The following is a 16309-nucleotide window of genomic DNA, read 5'->3' as shown; positions in this document are numbered from 1 at the left end:
CGCGACCTGTCCCTACTTTATCTGCTAGGTAAATCCGCCCCATTGTTTGTTTTGCGGCTCAAGGCAGTGAGAGTAGCCTGGAGGCTCGCGCCAGATAACTTAATATCTTAACCTTGCAAAAAAGAAAGCGGCTGCCCCTTTGGGAGCAGCCGCTTTCTTTTTTATCAATTCAAGTTAAGGCTATTCAGCCGGCAAGGCGGAGAGGCTTTGCTCCAGGGCCGCTATTTTGGCTTCAGCGTCAGATTGCTTCTTGCGCTCTGCGGTGATCACGGCTTCTGGGGCACCGCTCACGAAGCGTTCGTTGCTCAGCTTTTTAGCCACACTGGCCAGGAAGCCTTTGGTGTAGTCCAGTTCCTTCAAGATGCGCTCGCGTTCAGCAGCAGCGTCAATATTGCCCTCCATGGGAATAAAGAACTCAGCGCTCTCTACCACAAAGGACAGGGAATTGTCCAGCGGCTGTTCGGTCTCCTGGATCTCACTCAGGTTGGCCAGTTTGCTCACCAAGGTCTCGTAGCCGGCAATGGCGCTCTTACCTTCCGCCAACCGCACGTACAGCGCCAGCTTTTTGGCTGGTGAAATATTTTTGCTGTTGCGTTGGTTTCTGATCTGGCCTACCACGTTGAGCACGTATTCGGTCTGTTTCAGCAAATCAGCCTCAATTCTACCTTTCTCTGGCCAGGCGGCTACCACCAGGCAATCTTTAGGCGCGCGCTCTTTCATGGAGTTCCAGATTTCCTCTGTGATGAACGGCATGAACGGGTGCAGCACTTTCATCAGTTTCTCCAGGAACTCATTGGTGGCCTGCCAGGTATCTGTGTCAATGGGTGACCCGAAGGCAGGTTTGATCATCTCCAGGTAGTTAGAGCAGAAATCATCCCACACCAGTTTGTACACGGTGAGCAAGGCGTCTGAGATCCGGAACTTGTCAAAATGGTCTTCCAGCACGTTGAGCGCCTCGTTGAACTTGGAGTCAAACCACTTGATGGCTTTCTCGTTCGGGTTCTCCAGGTTCTCCTCTACTTCCCAGCCGTTGATGAGACGGAACGCGTTCCAGATCTTGTTGCTGAAGTTACGGCCCTGCTCGCAGAGTTTCTCGTCAAACAACAGGTCGTTCCCGGCGGGAGAACTGAACAACATACCGGCCCGCACCCCATCTGCGCCGTACTGCTCAATGAGCACCAGCGGGTCTGGCGAGTTGCCCAGGGATTTAGACATCTTGCGGCCCTGCGCGTCACGCACGATCCCGGTGAGGTACACGTTCTGGAACGGCAGTTCCTTCCGGAATTCATAGCCCGCCATGATCATGCGCGCTACCCAGAAGAACAGGATCTCCGGGGCGGTCACCAGGTCATTGGTGGGGTAGTAATAGTTGATATCCTCGTTGTCCGGGTCTTGGAAACCGTCAAACACGGAGATAGGCCACAGCCACGAAGAAAACCAGGTATCCAGCACGTCTTCGTCCTGGCGAAGATCGGTTAACTGCAGTTCTGGGTTCCCGGTTTTGGCACGGGCTTCTTCCAGGGCTTCCTGGGCGGTGCGGGCCACCACAAAGGTGCCGTCTGGCAGATAATAGGCCGGAATCTGCTGGCCCCACCACAGTTGGCGCGAGATACACCAGTCGTGCACGTTCTCCATCCAGGAACGGTACATGTTCTTGAACTTGGCCGGGTGCAGCTTGATGGTGTCGTTCATGACGTTCTCCAGCGCCGGTTTGGCCATGGCGTCCATCTTGCACCACCACTGCATAGACAGCTTGGGCTCAATCACGGCATCAGTACGCTCAGAGAAACCTACGTTAGACACGGAATCCTCTACTTTCTCCAGCAGGCCCTGGGCATCCAGGTCTTTGGTGATTTTCTTGCGCACCACAAAGCGGTCTTCGCCTACGTACAGGCCGGCGCGCTCATGGATGGTGCCGTTGTCGTTGAGCACGTCAATACTAGGTAGGTTGTGCTTTTGGCCCAACTCGTAGTCATTGATGTCGTGCGCCGGGGTTACTTTCAGTACGCCCGTCCCGAACTCGCGGTCTACGTATTCATCAAAGATGATAGGAATGGCGCGGTTCACCAGCGGGATAATGGCTTTCTGGCCCGCGAGGTGCTGGTAACGCGGGTCTTCGGGGTGCACGCAGATGGCCACATCGCCCATGATGGTCTCCGGGCGTTTGGTAGCTACGGTGAGGACTTCGTCTGAACCTTCTATGGCGTAGCGCAGGTAGTACAGTTTGCCGTTTACCTGCTTGAAATTCACTTCCTCGTCAGAAAGCGCGGTCATGCCCTGCGGATCCCAGTTCACCATGCGCACACCGCGGTAGATCTGTCCTTTGCGGTACAGGTCCACGAATACCTGAATCACGGCATCGGTCAAGGCTGGCTCCATGGTGAAACGGGTGCGGTCCCAGTCGCAGGAGGCACCTAGTTTCTTGAGTTGCTCCAGAATGATGCCGCCATATTTCTCTTTCCACTCAAAGGCGTGTTGCAGGAACTCCTCGCGGGTAAGGTCACTTTTGCTGATGCCTTTCTCCTTGAGCATGGCTACTACGCGGGCCTCGGTGGCAATAGAGGCATGGTCGGTACCGGGTACCCAGCAGGCCTCTTTGCCCTGCATGCGCGCGCGGCGCACCAGCACATCCTGAATGGTATTGTTGAGCATGTGGCCCATGTGCAGCACGCCTGTTACGTTGGGCGGCGGAATAACCACGGTGTAGGGCTGCTTCTTGGGGTTAGGCTTCGACTTGAAAAAGCCGCGCTCCAGCCAGGTGGCATACCACTTGTCTTCTACTTCTTTGGGGTTATAGGTCTTAGGAATGGACATCTTGGGTAATGTGCTAATTTTTTAAGGTGCTGATGTGCTATGTTGGCAGAACCGGCACCTGTCACGTGTGTCTGCAAAAATAGTAATTTGTAATTAGAAGCCGGTAGTTGCGGCAGATTAGACCTTCTACTTTGAGTGAGAAATCAGTTTCAGGCTTGTTTTGCTAAAAACAAAGGGTAAACGGGGCTGGGTGAGACACTCGTAGGACCTCCGGACACTACGAGGTCTTTTCTCCGCTGGCGCGAGCTTGCACCTTATGTTGGCGCGTATTGCAGATAAAAGCCCAACTCCCTTTTGTCATCCTGAAAGGATCTTGGTAACGAACGGTAGTACCTCATGAGTCAATGCCTTTCTAGTTCGCCTTTCCCCTGACAGGACAAAGCATCTTCCGAGGCGGCATTACTTCGGTCTTTCAGGGGACAGACCGAAGCGAATGGGAAACTCTCCCACTATCTGTCATTTTGTAAAGATCTTGTGGGCGAACTAGAAAGGCGCTGAAGAAACGACTTTACCGCTTGTGCACAAGATCCTTTCAGGATGACAAAAGAGGGTGAGTTTTGATTTGCAATGCGTACGGACGCGAGCTGCCAACTTGCGCTAACGGGTTAAGACCTCGTAGTGTCCGAAGGTCCTACGAGTGTCATTGTTCAGCTAGCGTTTTGCGGTTGTTTTACAGAAAACAGCCCCATAACGCCTTACAACAAAAAACCCGCACGAGGCGGGTTTCCTGAATAGCTTTATGGAAAGTTTAGCTGGCGGCGTGCAACCACTCTTTCTTGGCTAACAAGGCTTCCTCGGTCTCGCGGTAGTCTGGGTCATCTACGCAGCAGTCTACGGGGCAGACGGCGGCGCACTGGGGCTCCTCATGGAAACCGCAGCACTCCGTGCACTTGTCAGAGACTATGTAATAGAATTCGTCAGAGATAGGTGGTTGCGGGGCTTTGCCGTCCACTGTTTCTCCGCCGTCAATCTCTACCTTGGTCAGAGATGTACCATCTCCCCACGTCCACTGCACACCACCTTCGTAGATAGCTGTGTTGGGGCACTCCGGCTCACATGCGCCGCAGTTGATACACTCATCCGTGATCATTATCGCCATAATCGTATCTCCTGTTTCTTTTTAGTAATTTTGCACCCACTAGCAGGTACGCCATCCTGCGCGCAAAAGTAATACCTAGCGCGCATTGTATCAAACGTTTCTCACGCATCCACTGTTACCCCTTCATGTTAACTTTAGAACACAGACTCTCCGCCTTCATAAAATTAGGCGAATACCTCCGGGACCTTCCGCAGGAGGAGCGCGAATACCTGGCCCGCCGGGCCGGCCAGCACAATAACTTCTTTGACGTACCTAATGTTTCAGCGGCGCTGGACGGACTGGCCGGCATGCTGGAGAAAAATCAGTTGACGGCCTGGATTGCAGGCTATGGTTTCCCTCAAGTCAATGAAGCCCCTAAGAAGGTAGGCGTGGTGATGGCGGGCAACATACCGGCCGTGGGGTTCCATGACGCGCTGTGCATTCTTCTGGCCGGCCATATCCTGCACGCCAAACCCAGTTCAGATGACCCATTCCTGGTGCCGCACCTCCTGGACAAACTGGTAGAGCTCGAGCCTGGTTTCCAGGAGCAGATCCAGTTGGTGCAGATGCTGAAAACCGCTGATGCCATCATTGCCACCGGCTCAGACAACACTGCCCGCTACTTTGAGTATTACTTCGCCAAAAGGCCGCACATCATCAGAAAGAACCGCACCAGCGTGGCCGTGCTCACGGGCAAAGAAACCAAAGAGGAACTCACCGCCCTGGGAGACGACATTCTGCGGTACTACGGCCTGGGCTGCCGCAACGTGGCCAAAGCATTTGTGCCCGAAGGCTACGACTTCTCTCCTTTGTTTGAGGCTCTGGAATACAAGAAAGAGGTAGTAAACCACCACAAATACCAGAACAACTATGACTACAACAAGTCTATTTATCTGGTAAACGGCGTACCTCACCTGGACAACGGGTTCCTGATGGTGACGGAGAGCCAGGCGCTGGTCTCTCCTATTTCGGTGCTGTTTTATGAAACCTACGCCCATGACCAGGAACTGGCGCAGAAGTTGGAGGCCATCAAAGAGAAGCTCCAGTGCGTGGTTTCCCAGGAAGCCCTCTGGCCTAACAGCTACGCTTTTGGGCAGGCGCAATGCCCCGCCGTCAGCGATTATGCCGACGGGATAGATACCTTGGAGTTCCTGAAGACACTTTAATTGGTTTTAGGGCTGGTTCTAAAAAACTACCCTAAAACACCATATAAGACCCTTTGCCTTGATTTTCCATAGCCAAATTGTGTTAAAAACCGTTTGTATAGGTAGAATTCGTTTTTTCACCAAGCTTACAGACCAACTTTAAACAAGCGTACCATGGAAAATACCGCGCCCCATTACCAACTGATTGAGAAGGAAATGATCCCACGCTTACAGTTTGGCCCAGATGACGTGCTTCAAGACAAAGAACAGAAAGTGAAGCGGCAGCACAGCCTGGAAAGAGCCAGCCTTCTGGGCAACGGCTACCAGGGAAAGGTGGAGCTTACGTTCCAGGTGGCCAGCGGCGAGGTGCTGCGCATGCAAACCACTATCTGGCAGGCAGACAAAGAGTTCACCACCATCAAATCTGGGGTTACCTTGCCCACGCACGCTATTCTAGGGGTAGAATTCTTCTAAGGCTTCTCCCAGCTGAAATGGCTGCAAGATTGGCACCTATAAACGGAAGGGCCTTTGGTAGTTCATTACCAAAGGCCCTTCCGTTTATAGGTTGATTTTTGAAAAAAACCCTAAATACGGTCCAGCACCTTCACAATAAGGTCATCAACAACGGCCTCAGGGTTGGGGGCGAACTGATGGTTGATGCGGTTGGCCACAATAGCGTTGAGGGATAGCACCTCATGGCCCAGCAAGCGGCCCAGGCTGTAGATACCCGCGGTCTCCATCTCAAAATTGGTGAAGACCACGTCTTCAAACCGGAAGTTGCTCATCTTCTGGATCACGTCTTCAATCTTAGGCTGCAGGCGCAGCAAGCGACCTTGCGGGGCATAGAACCCCGGACAGGTGAAGGTATGGCCATGGATCATGTCAAAGGCGATCTGCTCCCGCAGCAGGTCTGAGCCTTTGGCGCAGTAGGGCAAGAATCCCAGGCCCAGCGCCAGTTGCAGGTTCACGGCGATCTCTGTCTCATAGCCGGTTTCCATGAGCGGGTAGAACTGCATGAGCGTGTCCAGGCCTACCGCGTATTCTGTGGCCAGATGGCTACCCAGGGGCACGTCTTGCTGCAAGGCGCCCGATGTGCCGATGCGCACAATCCTGAGCGAGATCCGGTCTTCCGCCTCCAGGGCCTCGCGGCTCACGAAGTCTATGTTCACCAGCGCGTCCAGCTCATTCATCACAATGTCAATGTTGTCGGTGCCAATGCCGGTAGACACCACGGAGATGCGCTTGCCTTTGTAATAACCGGTGTGGGTCACAAACTCCCGCTTGGCTACCTGCACCTCCAGCGAATCAAAATGGCGGCTCACCCGCGCCACCCGGTCCTGGTCCCCCACCGTGATAATGGTATCAGAGATCTGCTCGGGCAGCAGGTTCAGGTGGTAGATACTGCCATCTGGGTTCAGGATTAATTCAGATTCTGGAATACGGGCCATGGGTTCAGGTATAAAGTATAGTGAGACAATAGGACAGAAAACGCAGCAAGGCCACCTTCGCCCAACGCAGGCCGATGATCTTCCGCTAAATGTATAAAAAAAGCGCCAGCTCCTTGCTTTGCAGCAACAAGCGGCGCTATCCACTTTGGTGGGTATGGTTTATCCGGCTTTGGGCTGCTCTGCCTTGCGGCGGTTCAGCCCTTTGTACGGGTTATAACCGTTGGTGTTTTTCTGATAATAGCCTGTGCCGTCATAAGGGCGTCTATCAGGGTGTTCCTGGCAGGTAGAGGAACAGGCACCGTCCATTCTGGTGCCGCAGCTCTCGCAGATAGGCACGTGCAGGTTGCAGTGCGGGTTGGCGCAGTTCACCATTCTGGCCGACGGGGTTTCGCACACATGGCACCGGGAAATGACCACCGGGTTCACCTTGTTCACGTCTACGGCCACGCGGTTATCAAAGACATAGCACTTGCCCTCGAAGTCCTCGCCGCCGGCCTCCATGCCGTACTTGATGATGCCGCCATGCAGTTGGTACACGTTCTCAAAGCCTTTCTCCAACAGGAACGCGCTCGCTTTCTCGCACTTGATGCCCCCGGTACAGTAGGTCAGGATCTTCTTGCCCTCGTACTTCTCCTTCAGCTCGTCAATCTTCTCCGGGAATTCCCTGAAGTTCTCAATGTCCAGGGTGACGGCGTTCTTGAACTTGCCCATGCTGTGCTCATAGTCAGAGCGCACGTCCAGCACCACCACGTCTTCCTGGTCTTTCATCTCCTTGAACTCCTGCGGCGACAAATGCACGCCGGTACGTTCCGTAGGGTCAATGTTACGAAGGCCCGCATGCACGATCTCGGGCTTGTGGCGCACGTGCAACTTGGTAAACGCGTGCTCGTCAACATAATCTACCTTGAAGTCAATGCCGGTAAACCGGGGATCTGCTTTCACGGCGGCCATGTAGGCCTCGCAGTCCGCTACCAAGCCAGACACCGTGCCGTTCAACCCTTCCGGGGCCACAATGATGCGGCCTAGCAGGTTCAGTTCCAGACACAGCAGGTGGTGCTCCTCGCGGAACAGTTCCGGATCTTCAATCTTGGTATAATGGTAATAGAGTAAGATACTGTACTTTTTCATACGGCTTAGTTTCAGACTAAGTGTGTGGTTGGTTAGACATAAGACGCAGGATGTAAGACATAAGACTTTCCTCCCGAGTTCTATTTAAGGGCAAATTTAAGGAAAACAGCCCGAAATCAGAAAATGACAAAAATCAGTCCTATGTCTTGTGTCTTACGTCTTATGTCCTGTGTCTTAAATCTAAACAGGTTTGGCAGGGTTCCCGAATACCGTTTGCTTGGCGGCCACATCTGCCACCACCACGGCTCCGGCGCCTACGCGGGCATTCTTCCCGATCTTCACCCCCGCCACGATCACGGCCCCAGTGCCAATAAAAGCACCTTCGGCGATGGTGACCCCGGCGTTGACCATGGCGCCGGCTCCCACCTGCACATGGTCTTCCAGGACCGCGTTGGCATCTACCACGGCCCGGGACCCGATGATGCAGTTGTCCCCTACTCTGGCGTTGGAATTTACGATGGCCCCTGCCTGAATGAAGTTTCCGTGACCCAGCCAGGCGTGCTCAGAGACATAGCTGAACTTATGGATAGCATTGACCGGCATCACCTTGTACTCGTCCTTCAACATCTTGGTCAGGCTCTTACGGGTGGCGTTGTCCTCGGCGGCCACGAACACGTCGCATTTCTTGCCTAATAGCTTCAGGATGTTCTCATCCTCGGTGTTTCCCATGACCGTAATCTCGTTCACTTCTTTCTGTTGCAGGGCTACCTGATCATCCAGGAAACAGTACACCACAACATCATTGCTCTGAAAGGCGTCTAACGCCAACACACCCAACTCCTGGGCGCCTAATATGATTACCGGATTTTGCATAAGCTTCTTTATTGATTATGGTGGCCCAAAGCCCCCTTAAAAAAACGCTTTTCCTGATGAAGGAGAAAGCAGCCACACATTAACGTCAGTTTTAGAAAACAAAGCAGGAAACGGGGCGTCCGCAAAAATAGGCAAAGAAAACGGAATAGCTTATTCTCGCCTTCCCACCACCCTGTCCAGCCAAACCGGGATTGGTCCCCAAGCCAGCACCACCGTCAGAAAAAATGGCAGCAGCGGCGCCCGGTACCGGTGCAAGGAGCCCAGGTTGGGCGTGGGCAACGTGACCAGCACCGCAGAGAGGAAAAAGAAAACCAATAGCACCCCTAGACAAGAAGGAAGCCTTGGCAACTGCCTTCGGCGCAGCAAATAAAGGACCGTGGTGGCTGTCAGTAATTGCAGAAACAAGTTCTCTAAGGCCATGAACTTATAAAATAAAGGAGCCGGCTCCCAGAGAAAAGGCCGAAACAAAATCTGCAAAATAGCCGATGGGGCGTGCCAGAGAATGGAACCCAGACTTGGCTGGAGGTGCGGGAAAGAGAGCACCGGGTTGCTTGGGTCCGTCATCTGGGAGAGGCTTCGGTAATTGTGTACCAGATGCTCAACAAAGAAGTTAATTGTGAAAGCGGGGTGCGCAAAAGAGGCTACCAAAATCCCAACTAATAAAATACTTGCCCACAAAATTCCCTGGCGGGTCTTGGAGGAAACCCAGGGAAATTGCCCCGTCGCCCATTTGGTCAACAGGAAGGTTCCCATCAATACCACCAGCACGGCCGCTAAAAAGAATTTTATCCGCCAGAACAGGTAGAGGCACGGCAAAAGCAGGAGAACCTTCAAAGCCACGGAAGGCGCGCTCCTCGCATGATATAGCTGAAGGAGCAAACCAACGGAAAGACAAAGGCTTCCCATTAACACACTGTCTTTCAAGACCCCACTCGTCCAGAACACCACCGAGGGGAAAAACAGGAAACTTATTATTGCCGACGAGCCGAATGCCGGATAATACTGCCGTAACTGCAGCACCAGAAACCAGCAACCCCAGAAACTAAATAAGGAAAGGTAAACCCCGCTCCACCAGTACGAGTTCCCCGTGAGCATATACAGCAACGCCAGGGGCTTCAGGAAAAAGAAGGAATTGGAGTACTCCCTGAATTCCAAGATAACTTTACTGGTATCATCCAAGACCAGAAACCGCAGAAACCATTCTGGCTCCTGTTTTGTGGCGGCTATCACCTTAAGCACCTCTGCTTGATAGGTCCAGGTGTCTCCCATGTCATATGGCCCAGGCCCCGCATTCAGGTAATTCTGATACAACCAGCCCAGCAACACGCCACAGCTAATCTTAAAAATGAGCGCAGGCCAGAAGACCAACTCTATCTTTTTCCCCTTTGCTGGCTTCCACAGCAGGTATACCAAAAACAAAAAAAGTGGAAGATGCAGCCAGTTAAGCAGGTTCATGCAAGGGAAAGGTTCTGTTTCATCAGGCGATGCCCAATGGCGCAATGTACGCATTTCCGGGGAGCACAGTATGCGTGGTGCAGGCCTAAGAGCGCCTGCGAATCGGCGGCGCTGCGGTGCGGGAACCCGAGGCCGGTAAACAAGCGGGTAACTTTGTTTTGTTCTTTGGGAAGAGTCTCCAGCAGTTCCACCGCCTTTTCCTGATACGTGGCATTGTCCATGCGCCGGCTGTAAGCCACTAGCAGTGGGGCGACCACGTTGATCAATAGCCCCTGGATACTTTCACTCCCTATGATAGAAAATGGGCGAGAGGCCATTTTTCCGGGGTTCGTATGGGTCTGCCAGTATGAAGGGGCTGTCTGCTTGAAAAAGCGAAAATACTCGTCCAGGGTGGAACATTCTACCATAGCCGACCAAAGGTGTGGGTGCGCCCGCAGCACCGCATACCACTGCCCCAACCTAACCGCCGGAAAATTGGCGGGCCTGAGCCGAAGGAAATTCCAGGCACTTCGTGGCAGCGGCTCAGACAGGGAATGTTTCTGCCGAAGATAGTGGTGTTCTTTCTGTAAGGCCTCTACATTCGGGTCTGGCATCTCCCCTTCCTTCTCCGTCAAAAGCCCGGCCTGCCCAAACACCAGGGCCTCCAGTTGTTTGGGCACCGGCCGGTATTTGTTCGCGATATTCCAGGGAAGCACTTGCGTGAGCTGCAGAAAAGCCTCCTGGTTGATCTTGAACCCAAACCCGGCTGCCAATGTCTGGTAGACGGTGCTCTCCCAGTCCTGCCGGTTCTGGGCCAGGCGCTCCAGCACCAGACCTGCTTTGACCTCCAGCCGGCTTAACAAGGCCTGGTCCATCATGGAAGATTTATAAACCGGGTCCACGGAAGAGGCTTGGGCCGCACAGGGAAGGACTTCCTGGCTCCAGAGCAGTTCCTGGTAAGCCGCCTGCAAGGGCAGGGCCACCCGCCCCCTCAGCTCCAGGGTAGGCATCTCGGAACCGTCTTCGCGGTAAACGGGCGCATCATTTTCCCACACCACGTGCAACACCACCTGGTTGTATTTGGCATCTTGATGGTGTTGGTGCCGGCGCCAATCAGAAGCTTTGAGGTGGATTTCCACACTGCCCACCCATTCTGTTGGACCTACCCGTACCCGGGCGCCGAAGAAGTCTGGGCCAGCATCTGATTTATTGTACAAGCCCGGCTGCAACACCACCACTTCCTGGCCCGCGGTGGTGACTAAGCCCTCCTTTTTATAGTACTGAAAACGCCAGACGTAGTGCAGGAAATCTTCTTTCATAGAAAACGGGAACAAGGGTCAAAGCCTTCCTGCGCATACGCAACTGACCCTGTTCCCGTTTATGGGCTATTTATTTCAGAATTAAGCAATAACGCCTACTTAGGAAGATATTCGTTCAGATACCGCTCCATTTCCTGCTGCACGGCCAGAGCTGCGGCCCGAGCCTTCTCTGCGAAGTCTTCCCCTTGGGAGGCATAGATAATCTGGCGGGCAGAGTTGACCAAAAGACCACATTGCTTGTTCATGCCGAATTTAGAGACTTCCTCCAGGCTGCCTCCCTGCGCACCAACGCCGGGCACCAGCAGGAAGTGGTCGGGGGCCAGGTAACGCACCCGCTCCAGGTAATCATGGCGGGTAGCCCCCACCACATACATCATGTTGTCTGGGGTTCCCCAGGCTTTGCTGTTCTGGATCACCTTCTCAAACATAAAATACGATTTGCCTTCAGACACCACGCTCAGCAACTGGAAATCATCATGCCCTGGGTTAGAAGTCAGCGCCAGAAGAATGACCCATTTGTTGGGGAACTGCAGAAAAGGCGTCACTGAATCTATGCCCATGTACGGGGCCACGGTGAGCGAGTCAAAAGACATCTGGTCAAAGAAGGCCCGGGCATACAGCTCAGAGGTATTGCCAATGTCGCCGCGCTTGGCGTCTGCGACGGTGAAAATATCCTGAGGAATAACTTTTAAGGTGCGCTCCAGGCTTACCCAGCCTTTGGGACCGTGCGCTTCATAGAAGGCGATGTTGGGCTTGTAGGCCACGCACAGGTCTGCCGTGGCTTCAATGATTTGCCGGTTGAACTCAAAAAGCGGATCTTCTTCTTTGAGCAAGTGCGGCGGGATCTTTTTGATGTCTGTATCTAACCCGATGCACAAATACGAGCGCTTGCGCTGGATCTGTTCAAATAGTTCCTGTCTGGTCATGAGGCAAAACGTAAGTCTACACAAAGCTAAAGTGTTTTCGCTTTGTTTCAGGGAAAACAGGCGAAAAATAGACGTTGAAGATAATGACCTAGGGGAGCTGGAGCTTTGCTGTCTCCAAGCGGTCGCTAGGAGTTCATGGTTTCTGGGCAATAGCGCCTTTCCTTTATTTTTTCCATTATGGATTTTATCTTTTGTGATGTATGGTAGAGACAAGGCACTGCCTTGTCTCACGCTCGCAGAGGAAAAGGCTCCTCTAAATGATGGACTGTCGTAGATGGCGGTTCCTGCACCAATTGCCTCTGCCCTTCCTCTCTGCTTCTGCTTATAGCTGTTTTGTGCATGCGATACGCTATTCCCTTGGTATTTCCGCTGCTGGCGTTGATCCAAGTACGGCTCTTTGCATAGCCGCCGCTAAGCGCTCACGGCCGCGAGGCCCTGTCTTCCCTTCTCGCACTGCCCTTTCGGCCTGAGCTGTCTGTTCTGCTTAGCAATCGTTTATCCAGGGCCAAAAGCGAGGCGCTCGAAGGAAAGACTGGAATAGGTTATGCGTGAGTAGACAATGGTAGACCTCACAGGTAAACCTGTGAGGTCTTTGCCGTTTCAGGGGGTTCCTGTTCCTTGAGGCTGGCAGGCAGGCAGGTATATTGAAGCAACAGATTTCATGGCTACTTTTTTGAAAATGGCCTCAAAACAGAGAGGCTCCTGCTTTTCAGCGGGAGCCTCTCTGTTTTTATGAAGGATTCTGTTGGTGATGTTCAGAATTACCGAAGGTCTACCACTTTCAGGCCTTTGTACTTGGCGCGGTCAAAGGCAAAGGTGCCGGCATCTACGGGCGGGTTGGCCGTGAACTTGTTGATCTTGTAGGAATACCGGTTCCCGTTCTTGCGGAACATCTTCCAGGACTTCAAGGAGTTGTCTTTTTTACTGATGTGGAGGCGCACCTTGAAAATCTGGTTCTCCCGGTCATTGGGGGTCAAATCAATCACATGCACAGCCTCACCACCCTCTTTCTCCTCGCCGGCATATACGTAGCGGTAGCCATTCTTGTAGAGCGTGTAGATTTGGTTAGGGGTCATCTCCTGCTCATCTGGGTCATTGTCTGAGATGGTCACTTCGCCCTCCTTCTTCATGATGGTCCAGACGGTGGCGCCGTTGTTGATGATCTCCTGTCCGGCCACGGCCAGGCGGTACTTGTTGCCTGACACTGTGATGTCTCCGTTGATGGATTCCTTCACCTTCGCTGATGGGCTCTCTACGGTTTGGGTAAAACCAACCTTAAAGGCGTTCATGGCCTGGTATTTTTTGCTCATGGCATCCAATACCTTTTCGGCCTGCGGGTCTTTCTGCACGTTCTGCGCCTGGGCCAAGGGTACCAAGGTTATCAGCGCGAGCAGAAATGAGAATATTCGTTTCATGGGTAGTTCTTTAGATGGAATAACTGCTAAGCGTTGCTTACGGTTGCATGTTATTCAATAACTGTTCCAAACTGTACTCATCCGGAATTAAAACCTCGCGCGCCTTGCTGCCCTCAAACGGGCCTACCACGCCGGCAGCCTCCAATTGGTCAATCAAACGGCCGGCGCGGTTATAACCCAGTTTCAGGCGGCGTTGCAGCAAGGAGGTGCTTCCCTGCTGGTGGGTGACCACAATGCGGGCGGCCTCCTCAAACATGGCATCCTTGTTACTAGGGTCAAACTCGGCTTTGTCGTTCCCGCTCTCATCACCCAGGAACTCCGGCAGCAGGTAGGCATCTGAGTAGCCTTGCTGCTCGCCAATGAAATCACAGATGCGGTCTACTTCCGGGGTATCCACGAACGCGCACTGCACCCTGATCAGGTCAGAACCTAGCGAGAACAACATGTCACCCTGGCCTATCAACTGATCGGCCCCGCCGGTATCTAAGATGGTACGGGAGTCAATCTTGGACGTTACCTTGAAAGAGATCCGCGCCGGGAAGTTGGCCTTGATGATACCCGTGATCACGTTCACGCTGGGGCGCTGCGTGGCCACTACCAGGTGAATCCCAATGGCGCGGGCCAGCTGGGCCAGACGCGCGATGGGCGTTTCCACCTCTTTTCCGGCAGTCATCATCAAATCGGCTAACTCGTCAATCACCAGCACGATGTACGGCATGAACTTGTGGCCCTTCTTGGGGTTGAGGCGGCGCTCCACAAACTTGAGGTTATACTCCTTCAGGTTCCGGCACCCGGCGTCTTTGAGCAGGTCATAGCGCTGGTCCATCTCCATACAGAGCGAGTTCAGCGTGTGTACCACCTTCTTGGTATCAGTGATGATGGCCTCATCAGTATCAGGCAGTTTGGCCAGGAAGTGGCGCTCAATCTTATTGAAAAGGGATAATTCCACTTTCTTGGGATCCACCAACACGAACTTCAATTGCGAAGGGTGACGTTTGTACAGCAGGGAAGTAAGAATGGCATTCAAACCAACAGACTTTCCTTGACCCGTGGCCCCTGCCATGAGTAAATGGGGCATTTTGGCCAGGTCGGTGATGAAGACCTCGTTGGTGATGGTTTTCCCGAAGGCGATGGGAAGCTCCATCTCGCTCTTCATGAACTTCTCGGTGCTCAGGATGGACTTGATGGAGACCATCTCCTTTTTCTTGTTCGGCACCTCAATACCAATGGTACCTTTGCCCGGAATAGGTGCGATGATCCGGATACCCAGAGCCGCTAAGCTCAACGCGATGTCATCTTCCAGGCTTTTGATCTTGGAGATCCGCACGCCGGCCTCCGGTACAATTTCATATAAGGTCACAGTCGGCCCAATGGTGGCTTTGATAGAGGCAATCCCGATGCTGTAGTTGCCCAGGGTCTCTACGATCTTGTCTTTGTTGGCTTCCAGCTCCTCTTTGGTCACCTGCACCTTACCCACGCCGTAGTCGGTGAGCAAGTCAATGGACGGGTATTGGTACCGAGGCAGGTCCAAGGTGGGGTCATAGTTCTCGCTTACCGCCAGGTTGTCTACTTCCTCCTCAGAAGGCACCTGAGCAATATCCAACTCCAGGTCTTCCTCCAGCAGTACCTCGTTGTCCTGGCCTACCTCCAGGGCTAAGGGAACAGAAGCCATGGGAACGGAAGCCCTTGGCGTCACCGGCAGTTCATTCACGGAGAACAGTTCTTCCTGAGGCTCCTCTACTTCTTCCTCCTGAGGCTCGTCGTCTTCTAAGTACTCTTCCTCGTCATACGGTTCCTCGTCGTAGTTCTCGTCTTCGTCGTAGGCTTCTTCTTCCTCCTCTTCCTGCTGCTGTTGCTGCACTAAAAACGGGGCCGGAAAAGCAGGTTCCTCCTCTGGCTCAAAAGTACCGGAAGGATTGGTGAGGTGGTTCATACCCGCCGAAGGCGAGGCGTATACCCCGGTTTCTGGTTTCTCTACCGGAGCGGCGGCTTCTGCCGGGGCCGAGGTCATCATCTTAGGGAACCTTGGTCTGCCCAGGGTAGTGATGTTGAAGAAGAACATGATAAAGGCGATGAGCGCAAAGCCCATCAACAAGCCGGTTCCCCAGCCTAGCAGGCTCTGCAGCCACAAGGCAGTTTCATAGCCAATACCACCGCTCAAAAAACCATAGGTAGCGGTAGCCTGGTTCAGCAGTACCAGGTAACCCGCGGTGACACAACCCCACAGCAGCCCGAAGAGGCAAAGGGTGACCACGGAGGAAAGCGTAATGGACGTGCGGCGGAAAACGATCTTATACCCCACGTAGAATACCACGGGCACAAAGAAAAACGAGGCAATGCCAAACCACCGGTTAATGAAGTAATCAGAAATCCAGGCGCCAAAAAGGCCCAGCCAGTTCTCTGACTCCAGACCGGCCGCCTTCACATCCTCGGTGGTCACAGATTCCACCACGCTCTGGTCAGCAGTACCGGTGAACAGGTAAGAGACAAAGGCAATGGTGAGGTACAAGGAAGACAGCAGGAAGAAAAACCCGATGAACAGCTGCAGCCGCCGGTCTTTGAGGAAGTTGAAAGAAAGCTGGGGAACTTTGGGGAGCGACCGCTTGGGTTTGGGCTCTTTGGGGGCACGCGCCTCGGTCTTTCCCTTGGGTTCATTCTGCTGCGTTCTCGGCGCATTCTTAGGCCGCGGACCAGTCCCTACTTCCCGTTTATATGTGTTCGTTGCCATGCTGTCTCCAAACTTCAAATCTACACTATTCCGTTCAATTAGCCTTGAACATTTTGCCTGT

At 53.3% G+C, this 16309-nt stretch carries 12 protein-coding genes; 2 read left to right on the top strand and 10 right to left on the bottom strand.

Going from position 1 to position 16309, the window contains the following annotated elements; genetic code table 11:
• Window positions 1–180: 180 nt before the first annotated feature.
• Window positions 181–2814: a valine--tRNA ligase gene (locus FOE74_RS06505; protein ID WP_149097781.1), complete on the bottom strand. Its 2634-nt coding sequence runs from the start codon at window positions 2812–2814 to the stop codon at window positions 181–183.
• A gap of 748 nt (window positions 2815–3562) precedes the next feature.
• The gene (locus FOE74_RS06500; protein ID WP_149089117.1) at window positions 3563–3913 is read right to left on the bottom strand and encodes a 4Fe-4S binding protein; all 351 of its coding nucleotides are present in this window, start codon (window positions 3911–3913) and stop codon (window positions 3563–3565) included.
• A 125-nt stretch (window positions 3914–4038) separates the two neighbouring features.
• Between FOE74_RS06500 and FOE74_RS06495 the strand changes: the two genes are divergently transcribed.
• Together FOE74_RS06495 and FOE74_RS06490 are read left to right on the top strand one after the other, a co-directional pair.
• Window positions 4039–5058 (top strand): acyl-CoA reductase, encoded by a 1020-nt coding sequence (locus FOE74_RS06495; RefSeq protein WP_149097780.1) that lies wholly within the window; start codon window positions 4039–4041, stop codon window positions 5056–5058.
• A 153-nt stretch (window positions 5059–5211) separates the two neighbouring features.
• Window positions 5212–5511, top strand: coding sequence for a hypothetical protein (locus FOE74_RS06490; RefSeq protein WP_149097779.1), 300 nt, complete (start codon window positions 5212–5214; stop codon window positions 5509–5511).
• A 110-nt stretch (window positions 5512–5621) separates the two neighbouring features.
• On the opposite strand, the gene FOE74_RS06485 is transcribed toward FOE74_RS06490, so the two are convergent.
• The 8 genes from FOE74_RS06485 to FOE74_RS06450 form a co-directional block, all read right to left on the bottom strand.
• On the bottom strand, window positions 5622–6485 hold the full coding sequence (locus FOE74_RS06485; protein WP_149097778.1) for a nucleoside phosphorylase: 864 nt from the start codon (window positions 6483–6485) through the stop codon (window positions 5622–5624).
• 159 nt (window positions 6486–6644) lie between these two features.
• On the bottom strand, window positions 6645–7613 hold the full coding sequence (gene trhO, locus FOE74_RS06480) for an oxygen-dependent tRNA uridine(34) hydroxylase TrhO (protein ID WP_149097777.1): 969 nt from the start codon (window positions 7611–7613) through the stop codon (window positions 6645–6647).
• 180 nt (window positions 7614–7793) lie between these two features.
• Window positions 7794–8426, bottom strand: a complete 633-nt coding sequence (locus tag FOE74_RS06475; RefSeq protein WP_149097776.1) for a NeuD/PglB/VioB family sugar acetyltransferase — start codon at window positions 8424–8426, stop codon at window positions 7794–7796.
• 150 nt (window positions 8427–8576) lie between these two features.
• Window positions 8577–9695, bottom strand: coding sequence for a hypothetical protein (locus tag FOE74_RS06470; RefSeq protein WP_149097775.1), 1119 nt, complete (start codon window positions 9693–9695; stop codon window positions 8577–8579).
• Window positions 9696–9877: 182 nt separating this feature from the next.
• Complete coding sequence (locus tag FOE74_RS06465; RefSeq protein ID WP_149097774.1) at window positions 9878–11179, bottom strand: DUF2851 family protein; 1302 nt, start codon at window positions 11177–11179, stop codon at window positions 9878–9880.
• 95 nt (window positions 11180–11274) lie between these two features.
• Window positions 11275–12105, bottom strand: a complete 831-nt coding sequence (gene pyrF, locus FOE74_RS06460; RefSeq protein ID WP_149097773.1) for an orotidine-5'-phosphate decarboxylase — start codon at window positions 12103–12105, stop codon at window positions 11275–11277.
• A 761-nt stretch (window positions 12106–12866) separates the two neighbouring features.
• Window positions 12867–13520: a LolA family protein gene (locus FOE74_RS06455; RefSeq protein WP_149097772.1), complete on the bottom strand. Its 654-nt coding sequence runs from the start codon at window positions 13518–13520 to the stop codon at window positions 12867–12869.
• Window positions 13521–13557: 37 nt separating this feature from the next.
• The gene (locus FOE74_RS06450; protein ID WP_149097771.1) at window positions 13558–16248 is read right to left on the bottom strand and encodes an FtsK/SpoIIIE family DNA translocase; all 2691 of its coding nucleotides are present in this window, start codon (window positions 16246–16248) and stop codon (window positions 13558–13560) included.
• Window positions 16249–16309: the final 61 nt, after the last annotated feature.

This window comes from Rufibacter glacialis (assembly GCF_008271745.1).
GTDB classification, from domain to species: domain Bacteria; phylum Bacteroidota; class Bacteroidia; order Cytophagales; family Hymenobacteraceae; genus Nibribacter; species Nibribacter glacialis.
Note: the sequence above shows the minus strand (reverse complement) of the source record. Positions and strands in the feature narration are given on the sequence as shown.

Bases quoted from the DNA above. Each gene is read 5' to 3' on its own strand.
- FOE74_RS06505 (WP_149097781.1), bottom strand. From the start codon at position 2,814: ATGTCCATTCCTAAGACCTATAACCCCAAAGAAGTAGAAGACAAGTGG.
- FOE74_RS06500 (WP_149089117.1), bottom strand. From the start codon at position 3,913: ATGGCGATAATGATCACGGATGAGTGTATCAACTGCGGCGCATGTGAG.
- FOE74_RS06495 (WP_149097780.1), top strand. From the start codon at position 4,039: ATGTTAACTTTAGAACACAGACTCTCCGCCTTCATAAAATTAGGCGAA.
- FOE74_RS06490 (WP_149097779.1), top strand. From the start codon at position 5,212: ATGGAAAATACCGCGCCCCATTACCAACTGATTGAGAAGGAAATGATC.
- FOE74_RS06485 (WP_149097778.1), bottom strand. From the start codon at position 6,485: ATGGCCCGTATTCCAGAATCTGAATTAATCCTGAACCCAGATGGCAGT.
- trhO (WP_149097777.1), bottom strand. From the start codon at position 7,613: ATGAAAAAGTACAGTATCTTACTCTATTACCATTATACCAAGATTGAA.
- FOE74_RS06475 (WP_149097776.1), bottom strand. From the start codon at position 8,426: ATGCAAAATCCGGTAATCATATTAGGCGCCCAGGAGTTGGGTGTGTTG.
- FOE74_RS06470 (WP_149097775.1), bottom strand. From the start codon at position 9,695: ATGGGAGACACCTGGACCTATCAAGCAGAGGTGCTTAAGGTGATAGCC.
- FOE74_RS06465 (WP_149097774.1), bottom strand. From the start codon at position 11,179: ATGAAAGAAGATTTCCTGCACTACGTCTGGCGTTTTCAGTACTATAAA.
- pyrF (WP_149097773.1), bottom strand. From the start codon at position 12,105: ATGACCAGACAGGAACTATTTGAACAGATCCAGCGCAAGCGCTCGTAT.
- FOE74_RS06455 (WP_149097772.1), bottom strand. From the start codon at position 13,520: ATGAAACGAATATTCTCATTTCTGCTCGCGCTGATAACCTTGGTACCC.
- FOE74_RS06450 (WP_149097771.1), bottom strand. From the start codon at position 16,248: ATGGCAACGAACACATATAAACGGGAAGTAGGGACTGGTCCGCGGCCT.